Origin of the sequence: Bradyrhizobium sp. WSM2793, from assembly GCF_000379585.1 — a bacterium.
Lineage (GTDB): Bacteria > Pseudomonadota > Alphaproteobacteria > Rhizobiales > Xanthobacteraceae > Bradyrhizobium.
The window spans coordinates 69244-89765 of record NZ_KB902794.1; the positions used below are offsets into that span (position 1 = coordinate 69244).

The following is a 20522-nucleotide window of genomic DNA, read 5'->3' on the forward strand; positions in this document are numbered from 1 at the left end:
GCAGACGGACGGAAGACCACCCTATGGCTAACGCGTTCGTCGCGGCGTTCGAGATCCTGAGCTTCGGCGCGATCATCGTCCTGATCGTGCTGGGGCTCGGGATCATCGCCAGCATGATGGGCATCTTCAACTTCGCGCAGGGCGAGTTCGTCCTGCTCGGGGCCTACATCACCTATCTCGCCTACGCCAAGGGCCTGCCGATCTGGGCCGGCATGGTCGCGGCGCCCTTCGTCGTCGGCGCGCTCGGCTTCGTGCTGGAGGCGCTGATCATCCGAAGATTCTACGCCGCGCCGATCGTCGCCATGCTCGGCACCTACGCGCTCGGCCTGATCATCCGCGAATCCGTGCGCGGGCTGATCGGCGGCTTTTATCTCACCGTGCCCGAGCCGATCGGCGGCTCGATCGACATCGGCGCCATGCACATCTCGGCCTGGCGCTTCACCATCATCGTCATCACGCTGCTGGTGATGGCCGGCTGCTATCTGCTGCTGTCACGCACCAACTTTGGTCTGCGGATGCGCGCCACGCTGGAGAATCCATCGCTGGCGCGAGCCTCGGGCATTTCCACGCCGCTGATGTACGGCGCCACCTTCGCGTTCGGCTCCGGGCTCGCCGGTCTCGCCGGCGCGCTGATCGTTCCCGTGTTTAGCCTCTACGCTGATTTGGGCCTGCGTTTCCTGATCCAGGGCTTCGTCGCGGTGATGGTCGGGGGCGTCGGCTCCTTCATCGGACCGGTCGCGGGCGCGGGTGTCATCGGCACGCTCAGCGCTGCGCTGCCCTGGGTGATGGCGCCCGTCGTCGCCGACGTGCTCGTCTTCGTCCTTGCCATCGTCTTCATCAAATTCCGCCCGCAGGGCCTCATCGCTGGAAAAGGGGTTTAGTCATGTTCGATCGCACTCAGCTCTCACGCCGCCGCTTCCTCTCCAATCTCGCCTTCGCCTCCGGCGCGGTCGCAACCGGGGTCGGCAGCTGGGTGATCCCCGCGCCCTGGGCCAATGCCGCCGAAGCTCCGATCAAGGTCGGCATCGCGACCGATCTCACCGGCCCGATCGCCTATGCCGGCAACGCCGACGCCAACGTCGCGAAAATGGTGATCAAGGAGATCAACGCCGCCGGCGGCCTGCTCGGCCGTCCGCTCGAGCTCTACATCGAGGACACCGCCTCCAACGAATCCGTCGCCGTCGGCAATGTCCGCAAGCTGATCCAGCGCGACAAGGTCGACATGGTGCTCGGCGGCATCACCTCCTCGATGCGCAACGCGATCAAGGACCCGATCGTGGCGCGCGGCAAGACGCTCTACATCTATCCGCAGCTCTACGAGGGCAAGGAGTGCACGCCCTATCTGTTCTGCACCGGGCCGACGCCGGCGCAGCAATGCGACGAATTCATCCCCTGGTTGATCAAGAACGGCGGCAAGAAGTTCGCGTTGCCCAGCGCCAATTATGTCTGGCCGCACACACTCAACGTCTATGCCCGCAAGGTGATCGAAGCGAACGGCGGCGAGGTCGTGTTCGAGGAATACTACCCGCTCGACCAGGTCGATTTCTCCGCGACCGTCAACCGCATCATCTCCAACAAGGTCGACGTGGTCTTCAACACCGTCATTCCGCCTGGCGTCGGCCCGTTCTTCAAGCAGCTCTATGAAGCGGGCTTCCTCAAGAACGGCGGGCGGCTCGCCTGCGTCTACTATGACGAGAACACGCTCAACATCAATCAGGCCGCGGAGATCGAGGGGCTCGCCAGCTGCCTCGACTATTTCAAGGTGCTGACCAAGGAGAACCCGTTCGACGCCAAAATCCAGGCGGCCTACGAGAAGGATTTTCCGGGCAACTTCCTGTTCGCCGCCGGCAGCGCCGCCACCGGCACCTATCGCGGCCTGAAGCTGTGGGAAGCCGCGGTCAAGGAAGCCGGCAAGATCGATCGTGAGTCGGTCGCGGCGGCGCTCGACCACGCCAAGATCGCCGAAGGTCCGGGCGGGCCTGCCGAGATGGTGCCGGGCAAGCGGCACTGCAAGATGAAGATGTACACCGCGGTCGCCAAGGGCGGAAACTACGAGATCGTCGGGCGCAGCAATGGCCTTGTCGATCCCAAGGAATGCTGATTTGGAATGCTGAAGTCGATGGGCGCAGTGAAACAGGCGATCCCCGCCGAGATCGGCGGGGAGGCGGACGTCGCCATGGATAGCGGCGGGACGACGGAACGATCGTCGGTGCGAAAAGTGCTGCCGATCGTCGAGGGCGTCGTGCTGGTCGCGGCGCTGCTCGCGCCGCTGGTGCTGCAGGACTATCTCACGGTGTTCGCGACGCGCGTGATCATTCTCGCGCTGTTCGCGCTGTCGTTCGATCTGGTCTGGGGCTATGCCGGCATCATGAGCTTCGGCCAGGCCCTGTTCTTCGGCTCGGCCGGTTACGGCGTGGCGCTGCTCGCGCGCGACCTCGACATCACCAACATCTTCCTGGTGCTGCCGGCGGGCACCATCATCGGCCTCACCTTCGCGCTGCTGCTCGGCGGCTTCCTGCTGCTCGGACGGCATCCTTCCAGCGTGATCTTCGTTTCGCTCGGCACGCTGACCGGCTCCTACGCCGCCGATCGCCTGGCGCGCGGCTGGTATTATCTCGGCGGCCAGAACGGCATCCCCTCGATTGCGCCGATGTCGCTCGGGACTTACGAGTTCACGGAAGGGCCGGCCTTCTATTATCTCGTACTCGGCATCCTCGTAATGGTCTATCTGCTCTGCCGCTTCCTGGTGCGCTCGCAGTTCGGCCTTGCGCTCGCAGGTCTGCGCGAGAACGAGCAGCGCATCGCCTTCTTCGGCTACAAGGCGCAGCATCTGAAGGCGATTATCTTCACCATCGGCGGCGGCGTTGCCGGGCTCGCCGGCAGCCTCTACGCCTTCCACGAAGGCTTCGTCTGGCCCAACATGGTCGGCGTCGTCGTCTCGACGCAAGTGGTGCTCTATGTGCTGTTCGGTGGCTCCGGCACCCTGATCGGCGCCGTCATCGGGGCCGTCATCGTCGAGGGCGTCAGCTTCTGGCTCTCGGACAATTATCGCGATATCTGGCCGATCATTCTGGGCATGCTGCTGCTGCTCGTCATCCTGTTCCGGCCGCTCGGCCTGATCAGTTTCGTGCTGGGCGAGCGCGAGCGGGTCGGCAGCTTCGGTTCCAAGTCCAAAGAAAACGTCAAGGAGAATCGCGATGCTCCTTGAAGCCGCCGGCATCACGAAAATCTTCGGCAAGCTCACTGCGCTCGACGGCGCCGCGCTCACCGTCGGTGCCAACGAATTCCACGGCCTGATCGGCCCGAACGGCTCCGGCAAGAGCACGCTGATGAAGTGCATCGCCGGCGCCGAGGTGCCGACGCAGGGCAAGGTGTCGTTCGTCAATACCGACATCACTGCGTTCACGCCGACCGAGCGCGCCCGGGCGGGCATGAGCCTGAAATTCCAGATCACATCCGTGCTGCCCTCGCTGACGCTCTACGACAACATCCTGCTCGCGCTGCAGGCCCATTGCTCGCTGTTCGACCTCGTGTTCTCGCGCACGAGAGGCGCGCTGCACGATCAGGTCATGACGATGCTGACGCAGTTCCGCCTCGCGAATCGCGCCTTCGAGGCCGCAGCGGCCCTGTCGCACGGCCAGCAGCAATGGCTGGAGATCGCGATGGCGCTCGCCGGCAAGCCGAAACTGCTGTTGCTCGACGAGCCGACCGGCGGCATGAGCCTGGAGGAACGCCGCGTCACCGGCGAACTGCTGCAGCCGATCAAGCAACACTGCTCGCTCGTCATCGTCGAGCACGACCTCGATTTCATCCGCGACATCTGCGATCGCCTCACCGTGCTCGACCAGGGCAAGGTGCTGGCGTCCGGCACGGTGTCCGAGATCCAGGCCAACAAAGCCGTCCAGGAGATTTATCTGCGCCGTGCCTGAATTTTTGGACATCAGACATCTCGACGCCGGCTATGGTCGCAGCCAGGTGCTGTTCGACGTCACCCTCGGCATTCCCTGGCGCGGCGGCGTCGCCGTGCTCGGCCGCAACGGCGCCGGCAAGACCACGCTGATGAAGACCATCGTCGGCGAATTGCCGGCGTGGAAGGGCGAGGTCGCCTTCGACGGCCGCGACATCAGTCGCCGCGCCACGCAGGAGCGCGTCCGCGCCGGCATCGGCTACGTGCCGCAGGAGCATTCGGTGTTCGCGCGCCTGTCGGTGCGCGACAATCTCGCCGTCGGCTCGCTCGCGAGCAAGAAGGCGGACGCCGTCGACCAGGTGCTGACGATCTTCCCGAAGCTCGGCCAGCGCCTCGACCAGCCCGCCGGAACGCTGTCCGGCGGCGAACGCAAGATGCTGGCGATCGGCCGCGCGATGCTGGGCGATCCCAAACTGCTGCTGCTGGACGAGCCGACCGAAGGCGTCTGGATCGGCGTGATCGAGGAGATCACCGAGCGCCTGATCGAGCTCGCGAAAAGCATCGCCGTCATCATCGTCGAGCAGCACCTCGACCTCGCCTTGCGCGTCGCCGACTACGCCTACGTGCTCGACCGCGGCCGCGTCGCGCTGCAGGGAGAGGCGGGCGCGGTGCGGGGCAATCCGGAGCTGATGCGGTATCTGGCGCCGTAGGCGACGCTGCTTGACACCGCCCGTTCTGCAGCGAGCACTCTGGCTGCCCCGTCATCCTGAGGTGCGAGCAGCGCGGTGCACGAGCACCGCGTAGCGAGCCTCGAAGGATGAACGGCCGCGCGGCCAGCCGGGCCGTCGCCCTTCGAGGGCCGCTGAAGAAGCGGCCACCTCAGGGTGACGGTGAGATATGGTCGCGTGGGCTCGACTTCACCGCAATTCGCCGACGTCAGCCAGAAGCCTGGTCACGGTCTTATCATCTTCAACTGTCAAACAGCCCACATGACATCGCGATCCCGCAGCGCTCCAGCGCCCGAGTTTTGCTTCGCTCTTACACCCTTCGGAATCGGAAGGGCGCAGGGAAGGCCGGGTACCGGCTGGCACCCGAGAGCCCCTGTGCAATGATGCGTGGATAGACGCTCACAGGGGAGACACAGGTGCAGCCCGATAACCGGCCTTCCCTGCGCAGTGGGTTTACGGCTTATGTCGCGCTCTCCTCGGGGAGCGATGCACTATTGCCCCCGTCGCCTCGCAGATCGCTGATGTGCGCAACCCGGTCGGGCACGCACACCACCGCGGAGACTTGACGCCAGCCTGCGGGCGCCAGGACCACACGATTTTGCCGTACGCGGCCGGCCTGTCGTACCGCGCCCGCTGATCGCTCACGGGGAGACCCCGCCCTGCGACCGCATCTGGCGCCAACACCGCCCGCGTCCACCGCAACTCACCCCACGAACCGTGACGATCGCGACCCGCCCCTTCCGGCAGGATGAGATGGCGAGGAAGTATAGGGTGTGTCGCGGTTCGGGTAAAGAGAAATTTTGTGTTACCCGAAGAACTGGAGAATGGGGTGCGTTGGCCAATGGGCCGGGGGCTCGCGACATAAATTATTCGCCTCGAAGTTGAAATCCACTGGGGGACTGGCCACAGGCTATGGCCCCGTCTCACGGGCACGACAGTTACAAAAATCATCAGCACGCGATGCAATACTAGGACTACAGCGGCACCCCTCAGCTCGTCCCGAGCTAGCGATGGATCCGCTCGGCCTTGCTGCTCTCCTAGAGGCCCATCCACTTCTTTGCCGCAGCCGTTCCAACATCCGCGATAACTTTGACCGCAGTGTCGTATGTTGATTTGCCGACCTTTGACAAAATGCCCTTGAGTCTCCCGGCGGCTTTTTCTGTGTAAGGCGTATCCTTCGTGACGTTGTCAACGATGGTTGGCAGAGCGGCGGCATCATCTCCCGTTACCTCATTCAAGAGACTACGGATCAAATCATCGACGGATTTCTGTTTGGCTTCCAATTCCGGCGACCCGGGAGCTGTGTCCAACGCACGCCCAACGGTCGAAGCCAATTTGAGAAGACGCGCACCCGCCTCAGCGTCGTATGGATGGTCTCGGACCATAGCTGCCGTTCGCCGCAACGCATCGATTTCCGGTCCATACTGGATCGGATAATTGGGCGATGAATAATGGTGTGCGTCATTGGCGAGCCGATCTGCGGCCTGTGCGACGTCATTGAGAAAGTTGAAGCACGAATCACTCAATGCCATTTCAATCTCCAATTCGTAGTTCTCAATATACATTGTGCACTACAACCGCCTATCCATCGCTCATTTCTCTCTCTCTTCTGTCTTCCCTTCTATATCCCGTGCTGCTCGCGCCTCCTCGCGCTGACCATGTCCTTTTCTCGTTCTGACAGGGAGGACAATTCCAGCGATCATAAGATGTCGCGGCTGTCTGCTCGCTCAACCCACACGCCTCAAAAACACTAACGAAGGTTTCCGCTACGCTCCGCCGTCGCGTTAGCTTCCATGAGGCGCCGGCAATAGCGTTTAGGATTTCTTTAGGAATTGAGCCGTATGTTCACGATGCCAGCATCCGTAAAGAAACAGCTTTTTTAGGCCTCAATGACCGAACCGAACGAAAATGGTGTGAATCTGGACATGCACGAACCGACATTTATGGGTTCTCCCGGCATTACCGGTGCTGATCTCAAGGCATGGCGAAAGAAGCACGACATGACCCAGGAAATGCTGCGCCTCGCCTTAGAGGTGGGGTCGCGCCAGACCATTATCAGCTGGGAGAAATCGGAAAAGCGTCTGCCCAGGTATGTCCAGCTCGCGTTAATCGGCCTGGAGCACGCTGATGGCCACCAGTTCATGACCGGGTATCGGTTTTCAGCCGCTGAGGCGCGGAAAGCCCGGAAGCAATCGTCCTTTTGAGGGCTTGAAATCGTGTTTGCGTCCCCTATTGTGAGGATAGTCCTGCGGCACGAGCCCACGCGGCCGATTAGGGGACGGTGTCTAAGATCATACCTCTGGGGTGATGCCCCGTCCCGCCAGACGTTAAATGGCGACATAATCTCCGGCGCCGTGACTGGCGCTGCCCGGCGGGCCAAGACCGGGCAAGGCGATTCCCGAAATGAAAGACAGCTCTTCGGGGCTGGGGAATCGCTGTAATGAAAACACTTGGTTGGGCCGCAATCATCTACAATGTTCACGACGTTCTGACGTTCTGCGCCGTTTTGGCCCTCGTTGTGGGGGAATGCACCGCCACGTACATTGCGCATCGCAAACCTAAGCTTACGCCACTGCCTAGCCCTGTCTCTCCAGTCGGTCAGCGGCCGCGATCAGGTGGCAAGCGCAGTGGCTGAATGCCATCGTGATCATCTGCCGCTCAGTCATTCCCTCGATGTACTTCTTTTGCTCGGTCGTGCTCGCTGCGATGAACGCTTTGCGGAGTTCGACAATCTTGTTTTCGACGGTCCCTTGCTTGTGACCATGGGCGAGGGCGTTCCGCAACTCGTTACCAACCTTGAGGAGAGCCCAAAGCTCTTCCGTCATTTCCTTGACGAACAGGCCTTTGGCCACGTCCATCTTTCCGGCGAACGTGCGCCGTTTGCGCCGTCTGCGAGCGACCCTTAGTAGCTCGTTTAGAGCCTGCTCGGCACCAAGATGGCCTCTCAATACCTCAAGGACGCGCTCTTGGTACTGTTCAATGCGCTCTGCCATCTTGACATGCGCCTGCTCGAATATTTCTTCGCGGCTAAGCTGGGGTTCTGCAGCGTCCATTGTTTCCCTCTTGGTTGCGCAAACCACGCCTCATCGGAGCGATCCTGCTCGAGCAGAACGACGAATGGGCCTTCCAGCGTGCCCGCTATATGACGCTGGAAACGATCGGATCATTGAGCGATGATCCCACCGTCAGCCTTCTGGCTATCGTCAGCTGACCAGCCCGGTTCTCGCCGGCGAACGCAGTGACCAGCCGCGAGCTACACCACCTCAGGGGACATGATCCAAAAATATCGGGCGAACGCTAGTTTGGCTCCGCAGAGTACATGGTTGGCTCATGAAGAGCGCATTTTCACCCGGCAGCGATGAGCATTCTCCGCTTGCGCAGACAATAACACTCACGAGCTCGGCTATATCGAAGAAAGCGCGGCTCCTGCCGCCGCCTACTTCATCGCCCCAAAGCGGCTGTCGAACGAGTTCGACGAGATCACCGGCGCGGCGCCCATGATCTGGGTCGCTTCACTCGTACCATCCGCCACCGACGGCTTCAGCGCCGGGCGCGTTGCGGCGAGGCGGGTGTCGGGCTGCTTTGCCGGCTCGGCGGGCTTGGCGGCCACGGTCGCAGCCGGCTTCGGCGCATCCTTCGCTGCATCCTTGGACTTGTCGTGTCCCGGCACGAAGCGGGTCACTGCGGCCTTGAGCCGCGACGCTGCGGTCGGCGGCGTCGTGGTCGTGGTGGCCGGGGCCACGGACGCCGTGGCTTGCGGCGGCGGGGTGGTGGCCGTGGTGTCGGATGAGCCCATGCCCATCTTGCGGCCGAGGTTGGAGAAGAAGCCGCCGGACTTTTCAGCCGGCGCGGCCGTGGCGACGCGGGCACTGGTCGCGGGTGCGCTGACGGCGACGACCGGCTCTTCCTGCGGTGCAGGCGCGGACGCCACGCTGTCGAGGTTCGGCTTGGGTGGATTGACGTGGCCGGGGATGGTGCCCGGCGCCTTGGCCATCGCCAGCATTTGCAGCGTGGTGCCTTCGGCACCCTCGGACAGGCCGGTCGAGCCTTCCGGAATTTTTGCGGCAAAGATCTTGTTCATGCCGCCGTCGATGCCGGTGTTCATGCGCGCCACCGGCGTGCCCTTGGCGACTAGCCTCGCGTATTCCGCCTCGTCCTTGGCTTGCTTGCCCCGCACGGCGGCGACGACGTCCTCGGGAATCACATAGGCCGGGCACTTTGCCGAGGCGTCGAACACCGGATCGCGCTTTGCGTCCGCGGGCTTCGCCGCGTCGAAGACGTACTTCTTCTCGCAGAAATCGACCTTCGGCTCCTGCCGCGTCACCTCGAAATGATCATAGCCTTCCTTGATCATCTTCCAGAACGGCATGTTCGGATTGTTCCGGTGCTTGGCCATGTTCACCGGCGTCATCTTGAACGGATAGGCCTGCAGCTGGAACGCCTTCTGGCCGCCGAAGAAGGATTCGCGGCCGAGCGAATAGATCTCTGCGATCTGCTCGTCGGTCATCGCGTAACAGCCGCGCGAAGAACAGTCGCCATGCACCATCAGCTGCGAGCCGGTGCGGCCCAGCGCCTTGTCGAACGCGTTCGGATAGCCGGTGTTGAACGAGAGGTAATAGGCCGATTGCGGATTCATCTGGCTCGGGTTGATCGAGTAGAATCCCTCCGGCGCCTGGCGGTCGCCTTCGCGCACCTTCGGACCTAAGTCGCCCGACCAGCGGCAGATCGGATAGGTCTTGAGCAGCGCGAACTGGCCGTTGCGGGCCTGCTTCCAGACCTCGAGCTCGGCCTCCTGCTTGAACAGGCGGACCAGGATCGGCGATTGCAGGTCCATGTCCTTCTCGACCATCGCGGCGAGCAGCTTCGGTGGCACCGGCTGATTGGCCTTGGCATTGGTCGCGAGCGAGACCTGGTCGGTATCGCAGCCGGCCAGCAGAACACTGGCCGTCATCAGCGCAACCGAAGCCAAGAGCGCGCGAGCAAGCGAACGAGAAATCAAGATGGACCCCACACCGTGCCGGGCAGAGAGCGCGAACCCCAATTCTGATGGAGCATGATCCGACCGGAGAACCGGACCCGTCGTGACGGGCTTTTTCAGCTCACGCCCCAGCGCTTATGCCCTGAAGCCATTGATTAAAATTCTAACCTCTGGGTCATGTGGTCGCAACCCGAGCGGGGATCACGAGCCCGTTGGCCCATCGGCATGGTCAACGAAGACTGAATGGACGCGACTTTGGGCCTTACTTTGGACGGAACTTGGGCTTATCGGCCCGACTTGGACTCAGATCGCTGATTTGGGCAAAAAAAGGGTTAACGGGCGGTTACCGGGGGGTCTTCACCTCCCCCGCTTGCGGGGGAGGCCGGGAGGGGGCTCGCGCCGCATTGGGAGTGTCGCCCGTGGAGATACCCCCACCCCAACCCTCCCCCGCAAGCGGGAGAGGGAGCGTACCGCCCCTACGGCACCGAATCCCGCCGAATCAGCCCAGTTTCCGGCCGATATCGAGGAATTTCTGCCGGCGCTGCTTGCGGATGGCGTCCCCATCGAGGCCCCGGAGCTCGTCGAAGGCCTTGGCGATGGCATCGCCGGTGGTGGCGATCATGGCGGCGGGGTCGCGGTGGGCGCCGCCGACCGGCTCCTTCAGGATGCTGTCGATCACCCCGAAGCGGAGCATGTCCTGGGCGGTGATCTTCATGTTGTTGGCGGCTTCCTGGGCCTTGGTGCCGTCGCGCCAGAGGATCGAGGACGCCGCTTCCGGCGAGATCACGCTGTAGATCGCGTGCTCCAGCATCAGCACCTTGTTGGCGGTGGTAATCGCAATCGCGCCGCCCGACATGCCCTCGCCAGTGATGATGGCGACGTTCGGTACCGTCAGCGCCATGCAGGCATCGGTCGAGCGCGCGATCGCTTCGGCTTGTCCCCGCTCCTCGGCGCCGATGCCGGGATAGGCGCCGGCGGAATCGGCGAGCGACAGCACCGGCAGGCCGAACCGCTCGGCCATCTCCATCAGCCGCACGCATTTGCGATAGCCTTCGGGGCGCGCCATGCCGAAATTGTGCTTGATGCGGCTTTCGGTGGAATCGCCCTTTTCCTGGCCCATCACGCAAATCGCTTCGCCGCGGAAACGGCCGAAGCCGGCGACCAGCGCCTCGTCCTCGCCGAACTTGCGGTCACCGGCGAGCGGGGTGAATTCGGTGATCAGACCCTTGATGAAATCGTTGAAATGCGGCCGCTGCGGATGCCGCGCGACCAGCGTCTTCTGCCACGGCGTCAGGTTCTGATAGAGGTCGGCCAGCGCCTGCGCCGCCTTGTCCTCGATCCGCCCGATCTCATCGGAGATGTCGGTACCGGAGGCCGCCAGCGTCCTGAGCTCGTCGACCTTGGAGTCGAGCTCGGCGACCGGCTTTTCGAAGTCGAGATAGCTGCGCATCTGGTCTTGCATCAACTCAATATAGGGAGGACGGGGCGAGGCGGCGAAGCGGATTTAGACCAAGGATAAGAAGTGTAGCTTCTTCAATGAGTTGACCTGTGCGTTGCGAGCGGGCCCGTCAAATCATGCGAAGGCACCGGCTCTTTCTGCGGAGATGTGGCCGAAGTCAAGGCGGTTTCATGGGGTGCCCGTAGCCCGGATGGAGCGAAGCGCAATCCGGGAAGGTCTGTCCGCGGGGCGAGANCCCCGGATTTCGCTGCGCTCCATCCGGGCTACGGCGACAATTACTTCTCCGCCAGCGGGTGCAGGTCGCGCACCAGGCTCTTCAGCCGCTCCTCCACCACATGGGTGTAGATCTGCGTCGTCGAGATGTCGGTGTGGCCGAGCAGGGTCTGCACGATGCGCAGATCGGCACCATTGTGCAGGAGGTGGCTGGCAAAGGCATGGCGCAGCACGTGCGGGGAGACCAGCCGCGCCTGAAGGCCCGAGGCGACCGCGAGCTCCTTGAGGTCGCGGGCAAAATGCTGGCGCGTCAGATGTCCGCTCTCGCCAAACGAGGGGAACAGCCACTTGGAGGCGGCGAGGCTGTCTTTCTTCTTCTCCGTCTTCGCAGCTTCCGTCGCGGCGAGATAATCCGCCATCGCCTGGCGGGAGGCCTCGTTGAGCGGCACCAGGCGCTCCTTGTTGCCCTTGCCGCGCACCACGATCATGCGGGCATCGCGCTTGGCCGCCGAGCGCGGCAGCGCCACCAGCTCGGAGACGCGCAGGCCGGTGGCGTAGAGCACCTCGAGCAGGCAATACAGCCGCAAGGCGCGCAGCCGCTTCGACGGCGAGGCATCCTGCGCCTCGCTCAATTCCTTGGCGCGGCGGAGCATGCGGTCGACATCGGAGATCGACAGCACCTTCGGCAGGCCGCGGCCGCGCTTGGGACCGGACAGGATCGCGGCGGGATCCTCAGCTCGGATGCGTTCGTTCAGCAGGAAGCGATAGAGATGCCGCATCGCTGACAGCCGGCGCGCGACGCTGGTGGATTTGAAGCCGCGGGCATCGAGATCGGCGAGGTAGTCGCGCAAATTTTGCGTCTCGGCGTCGGCAAAGCTGTGGCCGACGCGGCCCAAAAATTCCGAGAAATCGGTGAGGTCTCGGCGATAGGCGTCGAGCGTATTGGGCCCGGCGCCCTGTTCCGCCGCGAGCATGTCGAGGAACAGGCCGGTGAGCTTGGCATCTGAGGGCGGGTTGCGCATGCCCGGGAGGCTAGCTCCTATTTCTTGAGAAACTTGTCCGGCGGGATCGTCACCGTCATTTCCCGCGACTTGGGACTGACGAAATTGGCCAGTGCGAAGACCACGCCATAGACGATGCCGGCGATCACGGCGACGACCGTCAGGAAGCGGAACAGGCTGGGCATCGTTCTGGGGTCTCTGTCGGGGACTTGGTTAGGGTCTCGGCGGGCAAATTAACCAATGAAATCATCCAACATGTTCGCCGTTTCGTGGCAAGAGTCCTCTGGCGAGGGCCCCCATGGGGTCGTATAGGTGGCCAAAGCATGCCGCCTTGGGCGGCAGATCGAGCGAGATCCAATCGAGCAAGACATGTCCGACGCCGCGTTGCCGATACCAGCTTCGCCCGAAGCCGACATCCTGTCGGCGCTCGGGGCGCGCTCGATCGTGCTCGTCGGTATGATGGGAGTGGGCAAATCCACCATCGGCCGCCGCATGGCGAGCAGGCTCAAGCTGCCCTTCGTCGATGCCGACACCGAGATCGAGACCTCGGCCCAGATGAGCATCCCGGAGATCTTCGAGCGCCACGGCGAGCCGTATTTCCGTGACGGCGAGGCGCGGGTGATCGCGCGGCTGCTCGACAGCGGTCCGGTGGTGCTGGCGACCGGCGGCGGCGCCTTCATGCGCGAGGAGACCCGCGCGCGCATCGCGGCGAAGGCGGTTTCGATCTGGCTCAAGGCGGACCACGACGTCATCATGCGCCGGGTGCGGCGCCGTGCCGACCGCCCGCTGCTCCGGACCGCCGACCCCGAGGGAACCGTGACGCGCCTCCTCACCGAGCGCGAGCCGGTCTACAGCCATGCCGATCTCACCATCGCCTCGCGCGACGTGCCGCACGACAAGATCGTCGAGGAGACCATCGAGGCGCTGCGCGCGCATCTCTGTGGTGAGCAAGCCACCCAACCACCTGCCGACGTTGCGAGTGCCATACGATGACTGCGCCGTTGAAACATTCCGACCCTGTTAACGTCGAGGTCGCGCTGGGGAATCGCGCCTATGACATCGTCATCGGCCGCGGGGTGCTGTCCTCGCTCGGCGAACGGGTTGCCGCCTTGCGTCCCGGCGTGCGTACCGCGATCGTGACGGATCGCACGGTGGCCAAGCACTGGCTCGAGCCCACCGAGGCCTCGCTCGCCGCCAGCGGCATCCCGACCTCGCGCGTTGTTGTCGAGGAAGGCGAGATCTCCAAGACCTATGCCGGCCTCGAAAAGGTCAGCGAAGCCCTGATCGCCGCGAAGATCGAGCGCAACGATCTCGTCATCGCGCTCGGCGGCGGCGTGGTCGGCGATCTCGCCGGCTTTGCCGCGGCGATCCTGCGCCGCGGTGTCGATTTCGTGCAGGTGCCGACCTCGCTGCTGGCGCAGGTCGATTCCAGCGTCGGCGGCAAGACCGGCATCAACTCGCCGCAGGGCAAGAATTTGCTCGGCGCGTTCCACCAGCCGGTGCTGGTGGTCGCCGACACCGCCGTGCTCGATACGCTGTCGCCGCGGCAGTTCCGCGCCGGCTATGCCGAGGTCGCCAAATACGGCGTGCTCGGTGACGAGGCCTTCTTCACCTGGCTGGAGAAGAACCATTCCGACATCTTCAAGGGCGGCTCGGCGCGCGAGCACGCGATCGCGACCTCCTGCCGCGCCAAGGCGGGCGTCGTCTCGCGCGACGAGCGCGAGACCGGCGAGCGCGCTCTGCTCAATCTCGGCCACACCTTTGGCCACGCGCTGGAAGCTGCGACCGGCTTCTCCGACCGCCTGTTCCACGGCGAAGGCGTTGCCATCGGCATGACGCTGGCGGCGCAGCTCTCGGCCAAGCTCGGCATGATCGGCGAGCAGGACGCGGCGCGCGTCGAGCGGCATCTGATCGAAGCCGGCCTGCCGACGCGCCTGCAGGACATCGCGGGCTTTGCGCAGGAGGGGCTTGCCGATGCCGACGCGCTGATGGCGCTGATGGCGCAGGACAAGAAGGTCACGCGCGGCAAGCTCACCTTCATCCTGCTGGAGGCCGTCGGGCGCGCGGTGATCGCGAAGGATGTCGAGCCGGCCCCGGTGCGGGACTTCCTGAAGTCGAAATTATCGCAGTGATGGCGGCGTCGTCTGGATCGGCCGCCCGCCATGAGGCGCGGATGATCAAGGCGGTCGCGAGGCAAACATGAGTTCGATCTCGATCAATCTGCTGCTTGCGGTTCTCCTGCTCGCCGCCAACGCGTTTTACGTGGCAGCCGAATTTGCGCTCGTGAAGAGCCGCGGCTTCCGCGTCAAGGCCATGGTGGAGCAGAACCGCTTCGGCGCGCGCCTGTTGCAGACCATGATGGGAAACATCGAATCCTATCTGGCCTGCTGCCAGCTCGGCATCACCATGGCCTCGCTCGGTCTTGGCTGGATCGGCGAGCCGACCGTGTCAGCGCTGCTGAGCCCGATCCTCCAGCCGCTCGGACTATCGGAGGCCACGCTGCACTTCACCTCGTTCGTGGCGGGGTTCCTGGTTTTCTCCTCCCTGCACATCATCATCGGCGAGCAGGTGCCGAAGACGCTTGCAATCAGGGAGCCGATGCCGGTGTCGCAGTGGATCGCCTATCCGCTTTATGCCTCCTACCTCGTGTTCTATCCGCTGAGCTGGTGTCTCAACACGGCGTCAGGCGCGATCCTGCGTCTGATCGGCGTCCAGGAGTTTTCGCAGCACGAGATCCTGACGGATTCCGAGATCGAGGGCCTGGTCGAGGAATCCGCGGTGCACGGCAAGATCGAGAGCGGCGAGGCCGAATACATTCACAACGTCTTCCGCCTCGGCGAGCTCACCGTGTCCGACGTGATGGTTCACCGCACCGCCATGGTGATGATCAATGCCGACCTGCCGCCGGAAGAGCTGGTGCGGGAGGTGCTGGCCACCGAATACACCCGCATTCCGCTGTGGCGCGACAAGTCGGAGAACATCATCGGCATCCTGCACGCCAAGGATCTGTTGCGGGCCATCCGCGTCTCGGAAGGTGATACCTCGCGCATCGACGTCACCACCATCATGCTGCCGCCCTGGTTCGTGCCGGAAATGCGGCCAATATCCCAGCAGCTCAAGGCGTTCCGTCGCCGCAAGACCCATTTCGCGCTCGTCGTCGACGAGTATGGCGAGGTTGAAGGCCTCGTGACGCTGGAAGACATTCTGGAGGAGATCGTCGGCGACATCTCCGACGAGCACGACGTGGTGGTCGCCGGCGTAAGGCGCCAGCCCGACGGCTCCGTCGTGGTCGACGGCTCGGTGCCGATCCGCGATCTCAACCGTGCGCTGGACTGGCATCTGCCCGACGAAGAGGCAACGACGGTGGCGGGCCTCGTCATTCACGAGGCGCGCTCGATCCCCGACCGCGGCCAGAGTTTTACGTTCCACGGCTTCCGCTTCCGCGTCCTGCGCCGCGAGCGCAACCGCATCACCGCGCTCCGTATTTCACCGGTAGCGCGCGAGGCGGAGCTGGAAGAAGCCAAGCCGAGACGGGCAGGGACGTCGTTTTGATTTCTCTTACCCTCCCCCTCCAGGGGAGGGTAAGCGAAGTCAGCCTTCCCCCGGCGCCTTTGCCTGGATCGCCAGCGCGTGCACGCTGCCGGAGAGTTCCGCGGCCAGCGCCAAATTTATCATGCGGTGGCGCTCGACCCGGCTCTTCCCTTTGAAGCCATCAGATACAATATAAACGCGGAAGTGCGTCTCACCGCCGGGCCGATGGCCGGCATGGCCTTCGTGCAAATGTGACTCGTCGACGACTTGCAGGCTTTCCGGCGTGAAAGCTTCCTGCAACTTGTTGCTGATAGTGTCGCGCATAGCCATGTTGTGCCATTCGGGTGCAGAGATCACACCCGTTATTTGCCGGGTTTGCAGCGAATTGCAATGTCAAGACTTGAAGGTTTTTGCATTGCGTAGTCAAAGTCAGCCATGCCGATCGATTCATCAAAGTTCTTCGACTCCATCCGCGTCAAGCCGCGGGGCAAGCAGCCGGAAGTGAAGCCGCGCGACACCGCGGTCGGTTGCGAATGGGCCGGATGCCAGAACAAGGGCGCGCATCGCGCGCCGAAGGGCCGTGAGAACCAGCGCGAGTACTGGCACTTCTGCCTGAACCACGTGCGCGAGTACAACCAGAACTACAATTTCTTCTCCGGCATGAACGCCGATGCCGTCGCGCGCTATCAGAAGGATGCGCTGACCGGTCACCGCCCGACCTGGAAGATGGGCGCCAATGGCGGCAAGAAGGGTGCGGAAGCCGAGATCGACATGGCGGCCGACCCGTTCAGCATGTTCAGCGAGATCAACGGCCGCGCGGGCTGGCGGAAGGGCCCGGATGCTCAGCCCAAGGCCGAGACGCGCAAGGTGATGAACGCCGAGCGCAAGGCGCTCCAGGTCATGGGCCTCGGCCCCGATTCCACGCTCGCCGACGTCAAGACCAAGTACAAGGCGCTGGTCAAGCAGCACCACCCCGACGCCAACGGCGGCGACCGCTCGACGGAAGATCGCCTGATCGAGATCATCAAGGCCTATAATTATCTGAAGACGGTGGTGCGCGAGGCGTAGGGCCTTTGCGCGCGCTGTGTAGGTGCCAGGCACCCCGGCGCCACACCCTCGGTGTCGTCCCTGCGAACGCAGGGAAGCGGAGCGTAGATCCGGGACCCACCCCAGGGAGACGTTTGGCGAAGATTCGTAGCTGAAGAGTCTCGCGGCGGTACTCTCACCTGCCTCTTATCGATAAATCACGCGGTATGGGTCCCTGCTTTCGCAGGGACGACGGCGGAGTGATTGGCTACGCCGTCTCCTCTTGCGCTAGTATCGTAGGGTGGGCAAAGCGAAGCGTGCCCACGCGCCTGTTGCGATTTCGGATTGATGGTGGGCACGGCGCAAGTGCGCCTTAGCCCACCCTACGATTTCCGGGCTCGCGGAAACATCCGCTCTCAAACTTCCGGCATCGCCCCCACATACGACGAGCTCGGCCTGATCAATCGCCCGGTCCGCTGCTGCTCGCGCGCATGCGCGGTCCAGCCTGCGGCGCGCGCGACTGCGAAGATCGGCGTGAACGCCTGCCGCGGGATCGCCAGCGCATCGAGCAGGATCGCGGTGAAGAATTCGACATTGGTCTCCAGCGGGCGCTCCGGATTCTTCTTGCGCAAGGCGGTGCGGATGTAGGCCTCGACCTCGCCGGCGAAGGGCAAATCGGTGCCGTTGGACGCCAGCGCCTCGACTGCGGTCTTGAGCACATCGGCGCGCGGATCGCGCACGCGGTAGACGCGATGGCCAAAGCCCATCATCCGCTCGCCGCGGGCCAGCGCCGCATCCACCCAGGGCTGGATGCGCTCGCGCGAGCCGATCGCGTCCAGCATTTCCAGCACCGGCTCCGGCGCGCCGCCATGCAGCGGACCGGTGAGGGCGCAATAGCCCGCGGTCACCGCGGCAAACAGATCGGCCTGCGTCGAAGCCACCACGCGCGCGGTGAAGGTCGAGGCGTTCATGCCGTGGTCGCTGGCTGTGACGAGATAGGCATCGAGCGCGGTGACTTCGCGTGGGGCCGGTGCGCGCCCATGCAACATCCGAAGCGTATCGGCAGCATGGCTGACATTGGGATCCGGCGCGACCGGCTCGAGCCCCTTGGCTCGCCGGACCAGCGCGCCTGCGATCACCGGAAACGCGCCGACGATCGTCGCCTCGTGCTCCAGCCCGTTCTCCGCGCGCAGCCCCGCGACCGCCGCGCGAAATCCGTCGATGACGCCCATGCCGCGCGTTGCCGGCAGCAGGTCCGGCAGCCGCGCGAAGGCGCGTTCGCGCGCCGCGCCCAGGCTCGCCCGCACATTGGCCTCGCTGAGGGTGGTCTTGCTGGCGCCGTTCCAGAGCCGGGCGGTGACGCCCTCAAAGCTCGAGAGAGCGGCGAGGCGACCGACATGCTCGCCGGCGATGATCAGCTCGCCGCGCTCGCCGTCGACATGGCTCAGCACGGTCTCGGCCGCGGGAACGCCGTCCAGCCCGATCTGGCTTTTGGTGAGGTGGATGTTCATGGCCCAAATCTCCCTTTGCGTTGCACCAGGGAAAATTCGGTCCTCTCGACAGATTGATCAATCTTGATTACATAAATCAATATGAAAAATTCCGAGGGGCTTTACCTCTCCGCCCGGGAAGCCGCCGCCGAGCTCGCGATCTCGCCGGCCACGCTCTACGCCTATGTCAGCCGCGGCCTGATCCGCTCCGAGCCGACGCCGGATTCGCGCAAAAATCGCTACCGTGCCGAGGACGTCCGCGCGCTGAAGGAGCGCCGGGTGCCGTCGCCAGAGCCGCGCGGCCTGCGCAGCTTCGACGCCGACCTGCCGGTGATGGACACGGAGATCTCCACCATCACCGAAGAGGGGGCGATCTATCGCGGCGTCAATTGCGTCGATCTCGCCGAGAACGACACGCTGGAGCACACGGCGACGCTGCTCTGGGATGTCTCCGAGGTCGATCCATTCGCCCCGGACAATCAGCCCGCGCTCTCCGAAGAAATGCGCACGATCGGGCAAGCCGCACGCCGGGCCGCGCCGATCGACCGCGCCATCGCCGTGCTCGCGCTGGCCGCGAGCGTCGATCCCCGTGCCTTCACCCGCGCGCCCGACGGCCGCGCCATGGTCGGTGGCCGCATCGTCCGGCTGCTGGTCGCGACCATGCTCAATGCCGAACCCTCGGCCGAGCCGCTGCATCAGCAGATCGCAACAGCCTGGGCGGCGGACAACAAGCACGCGCCCGATCTGATTCGCCGCGCGCTGGTACTGCTGGCCGATCACGAGCTGAACGCCTCGACCTTCACCGCGCGCTGCGCCGCCTCGACCGGCCTCAATCTCTACGATGCCGTGATCGCCGGTCTCACCGCATTGAAGGGGCCCAAACATGGCGGCGCGAGCGTGCTAGCCTCGCAGCTCGTCAAGACCCTGATCGATCGCGACGTCGCCCCGATGGTGCGTGAGCGCGTCGCGCTCGGCGAACGTTTTGCCGGCTTTGGGCATGGCGTCTACAAGCGCGGCGATCCCCGCGCGCAATCGCTGCTGAATGCGCTCTCCCGCGCCGGCGCGCCGCGAAAATTCACGCGCGAGGTGCCGGAGCGGATCGCAGAGGCGACCGGCGAATTCGTCAACATCGACTATGCCCTCGCGGTGCTGGTGCACGCGCTGCGCCTCCCCGCCGGCAGCGAGCTCGCTCTGTTCGCCATGGCCCGCAGCGTCGGCTGGATCGCGCACGCCAGCGAGCAGTTGCAGTTCGGGAAATTGATCAGGCCAAGGGCGAGGTATGTGGGACCGGCGCCGGGGAGAAGGGTGGGGGTTAGTTAGAATATCTCTCTGCTGTCGTCCCTGCGAAAGCAGGGACCCATAACCCCAGGGAGCAGTTTGGCGACGACTGTTCGTTCGGTACTCCCGCCGGTCCCAATCGATAGATCACGCGGTATGGGTCCCTGCGTTCGCAGGGACGACACCTGTGGTGTGGTGCGGCCTACGCCCGCGGCTTGGCCGTCGCGACGCCATTCCGCCGCCGATAGATCCACACGCCAACGCCGCCCACGATCGCAACCCCAACCACCGTCAACACCCAGATATGCTTGCCGACATGGCCGTGGTGATGCAGTCCGGCATATTCGTGCAGGGCCGATACCGCCAGCACGCCCGGCAGCACATGGGCGGGAGCCCAGACCAGGATCGCCGGGATGTTCACGGCGTAGAACCTTGCCGGCGCCATGCCGAGCGCGCCGGCGGTCACAGGCACGAAGGCGCGGATCGGCGGCACGAAACGGGCGAAGAATACCGCCCAGGTGCCGAAGCGGTGGAAGAAGCTTTCGCTCTCGGCGACCACGCGCGGATAGTTGGTCAGCGGCCAGGTGTTGAGGATCTCGCGCTGCTGCCGGTGCCCGATCCAGTAGGCCGAGCCGTCTCCCAGCACGGCGCCCGTGGCGGCGGCAAGCAGCACCCATGGCAGCTTCAGCTCACCGCCCGGAACCAGGGCGCTCAGCGCCAGGATGATAGTCGAGCCGGGGATGACCGATCCCACCACCGGGACCGCTTCGAGCAGGGCCGCCAGGAATAGGGTCAGATAGGCCAGCCACGGATGGGCGGAAACGAAGGATATGAGGGGATCAAGGAAGGACGTCACGTCGTCTCTTGAGGGGCTGGAGCTCGGAGCTTTGGACCCTACATAAGTAGCCGCA

20 protein-coding genes and 1 pseudogene are annotated in these 20522 nt (G+C 64.1%); 12 read left to right on the forward strand and 9 right to left on the reverse strand.

Annotated elements, in window-relative coordinates; genetic code table 11:
- The first annotated feature begins 23 nt into the window (after positions 1-23).
- Genes A3AS_RS0126485 through A3AS_RS0126505 form a run of 5 tightly spaced genes read left to right on the forward strand, consistent with a single transcriptional unit; the run spans position 24 to position 4617 of the window.
- Entirely contained in the window at positions 24-881 is an 858-nt protein-coding gene (locus A3AS_RS0126485; protein ID WP_018320560.1) for a branched-chain amino acid ABC transporter permease, read from the forward strand.
- A 2-nt stretch (positions 882-883) separates the two neighbouring features.
- The gene (locus A3AS_RS0126490; RefSeq protein WP_018320561.1) at positions 884-2101 is read left to right on the forward strand and encodes a substrate-binding protein; all 1218 of its coding nucleotides are present in this window, start codon (positions 884-886) and stop codon (positions 2099-2101) included.
- Positions 2102-2107: 6 nt separating this feature from the next.
- Complete coding sequence (locus A3AS_RS0126495) at positions 2108-3208, forward strand: branched-chain amino acid ABC transporter permease (RefSeq protein WP_018320562.1); 1101 nt, start codon at positions 2108-2110, stop codon at positions 3206-3208.
- Positions 3198-3929: an ABC transporter ATP-binding protein gene (locus tag A3AS_RS0126500; protein WP_018320563.1), complete on the forward strand. Its 732-nt coding sequence runs from the start codon at positions 3198-3200 to the stop codon at positions 3927-3929. Before A3AS_RS0126495 ends, A3AS_RS0126500 begins: the two co-directional genes overlap by 11 nt.
- Positions 3922-4617: an ABC transporter ATP-binding protein gene (locus tag A3AS_RS0126505; protein WP_018320564.1), complete on the forward strand. Its 696-nt coding sequence runs from the start codon at positions 3922-3924 to the stop codon at positions 4615-4617. Before A3AS_RS0126500 ends, A3AS_RS0126505 begins: the two co-directional genes overlap by 8 nt.
- A 1055-nt stretch (positions 4618-5672) precedes the next feature.
- Here the strand turns inward: A3AS_RS0126505 and A3AS_RS0126510 are convergent.
- A complete protein-coding gene (locus A3AS_RS0126510; RefSeq protein WP_018320565.1) occupies positions 5673-6200 on the reverse strand; it encodes a DUF2321 domain-containing protein in 528 nt (175 codons plus the stop codon).
- A gap of 324 nt (positions 6201-6524) precedes the next feature.
- On the opposite strand from A3AS_RS0126510, the gene A3AS_RS0126515 reads away from it, so the two are divergent.
- Positions 6525-6839, forward strand: coding sequence for a helix-turn-helix transcriptional regulator (locus tag A3AS_RS0126515; RefSeq protein ID WP_018320566.1), 315 nt, complete (start codon positions 6525-6527; stop codon positions 6837-6839).
- 372 nt (positions 6840-7211) lie between these two features.
- Here the strand turns inward: A3AS_RS0126515 and A3AS_RS0126520 are convergent, their stop codons facing one another.
- Positions 7212-7688: a hypothetical protein gene (locus A3AS_RS0126520; RefSeq protein WP_018320567.1), complete on the reverse strand. Its 477-nt coding sequence runs from the start codon at positions 7686-7688 to the stop codon at positions 7212-7214.
- A 26-nt stretch (positions 7689-7714) separates the two neighbouring features.
- On the opposite strand from A3AS_RS0126520, the pseudogene A3AS_RS47625 reads away from it, so the two are divergent.
- Positions 7715-7846: pseudogene (locus tag A3AS_RS47625) on the forward strand (IS256 family transposase); the annotation flags it as partial.
- Positions 7847-8071: 225 nt separating this feature from the next.
- On the opposite strand, the gene A3AS_RS0126530 reads toward A3AS_RS47625, so the two are convergent.
- From A3AS_RS0126530 to A3AS_RS43845, 4 genes are all read right to left on the reverse strand, one after another.
- Positions 8072-9586, reverse strand: a complete 1515-nt coding sequence (locus tag A3AS_RS0126530; protein ID WP_049814994.1) for a murein L,D-transpeptidase family protein — start codon at positions 9584-9586, stop codon at positions 8072-8074.
- Between the two features lie 526 nt (positions 9587-10112).
- On the reverse strand, positions 10113-11075 hold the full coding sequence (locus tag A3AS_RS0126535) for an acetyl-CoA carboxylase carboxyltransferase subunit alpha (protein ID WP_018320570.1): 963 nt from the start codon (positions 11073-11075) through the stop codon (positions 10113-10115).
- Between the two features lie 272 nt (positions 11076-11347).
- A complete protein-coding gene (gene xerD / locus A3AS_RS0126540; RefSeq protein WP_018320571.1) occupies positions 11348-12307 on the reverse strand; it encodes a site-specific tyrosine recombinase XerD in 960 nt (319 codons plus the stop codon).
- Between the two features lie 17 nt (positions 12308-12324).
- Positions 12325-12471, reverse strand: a complete 147-nt coding sequence (locus A3AS_RS43845) for a hypothetical protein (protein WP_014439243.1) — start codon at positions 12469-12471, stop codon at positions 12325-12327.
- 184 nt (positions 12472-12655) lie between these two features.
- On the opposite strand from A3AS_RS43845, the gene A3AS_RS0126550 reads away from it, so the two are divergent.
- The 3 genes from A3AS_RS0126550 (at position 12656) to A3AS_RS0126560 (ending at position 15838) form a co-directional block, all read left to right on the forward strand.
- Positions 12656-13279 carry a shikimate kinase gene (locus A3AS_RS0126550; RefSeq protein WP_018320572.1) on the forward strand — a complete coding sequence of 208 codons (624 nt, stop codon included), beginning with the start codon at positions 12656-12658 and terminating at the stop codon, positions 13277-13279.
- Entirely contained in the window at positions 13276-14418 is a 1143-nt protein-coding gene (gene aroB, locus A3AS_RS0126555) for a 3-dehydroquinate synthase (RefSeq protein ID WP_018320573.1), read from the forward strand. Before A3AS_RS0126550 ends, aroB begins: the two co-directional genes overlap by 4 nt.
- Before the next feature lie 67 nt (positions 14419-14485).
- Entirely contained in the window at positions 14486-15838 is a 1353-nt protein-coding gene (locus A3AS_RS0126560) for a hemolysin family protein (RefSeq protein WP_018320574.1), read from the forward strand.
- 39 nt (positions 15839-15877) lie between these two features.
- Here A3AS_RS0126560 and A3AS_RS0126565 read toward each other — a convergent pair whose 3' ends face one another.
- Positions 15878-16147: a BolA family transcriptional regulator gene (locus A3AS_RS0126565; protein WP_026202382.1), complete on the reverse strand. Its 270-nt coding sequence runs from the start codon at positions 16145-16147 to the stop codon at positions 15878-15880.
- 105 nt (positions 16148-16252) lie between these two features.
- On the opposite strand from A3AS_RS0126565, the gene A3AS_RS0126570 reads away from it, so the two are divergent.
- Complete coding sequence (locus A3AS_RS0126570; protein ID WP_018320576.1) at positions 16253-16885, forward strand: J domain-containing protein; 633 nt, start codon at positions 16253-16255, stop codon at positions 16883-16885.
- Between the two features lie 374 nt (positions 16886-17259).
- On the opposite strand, the gene A3AS_RS0126575 is transcribed toward A3AS_RS0126570, so the two are convergent.
- Positions 17260-18354 carry a citrate synthase/methylcitrate synthase gene (locus A3AS_RS0126575; protein WP_018320577.1) on the reverse strand — a complete coding sequence of 365 codons (1095 nt, stop codon included), beginning with the start codon at positions 18352-18354 and terminating at the stop codon, positions 17260-17262.
- Positions 18355-18435: 81 nt separating this feature from the next.
- On the opposite strand from A3AS_RS0126575, the gene A3AS_RS0126580 reads away from it, so the two are divergent.
- Entirely contained in the window at positions 18436-19653 is a 1218-nt protein-coding gene (locus A3AS_RS0126580; protein WP_018320578.1) for a citrate synthase family protein, read from the forward strand.
- A 160-nt stretch (positions 19654-19813) separates the two neighbouring features.
- On the opposite strand, the gene A3AS_RS0126585 is transcribed toward A3AS_RS0126580, so the two are convergent.
- Entirely contained in the window at positions 19814-20467 is a 654-nt protein-coding gene (locus A3AS_RS0126585; protein WP_018320579.1) for a DedA family protein, read from the reverse strand.
- Between the last annotated feature and the right edge of the window lie 55 nt (positions 20468-20522).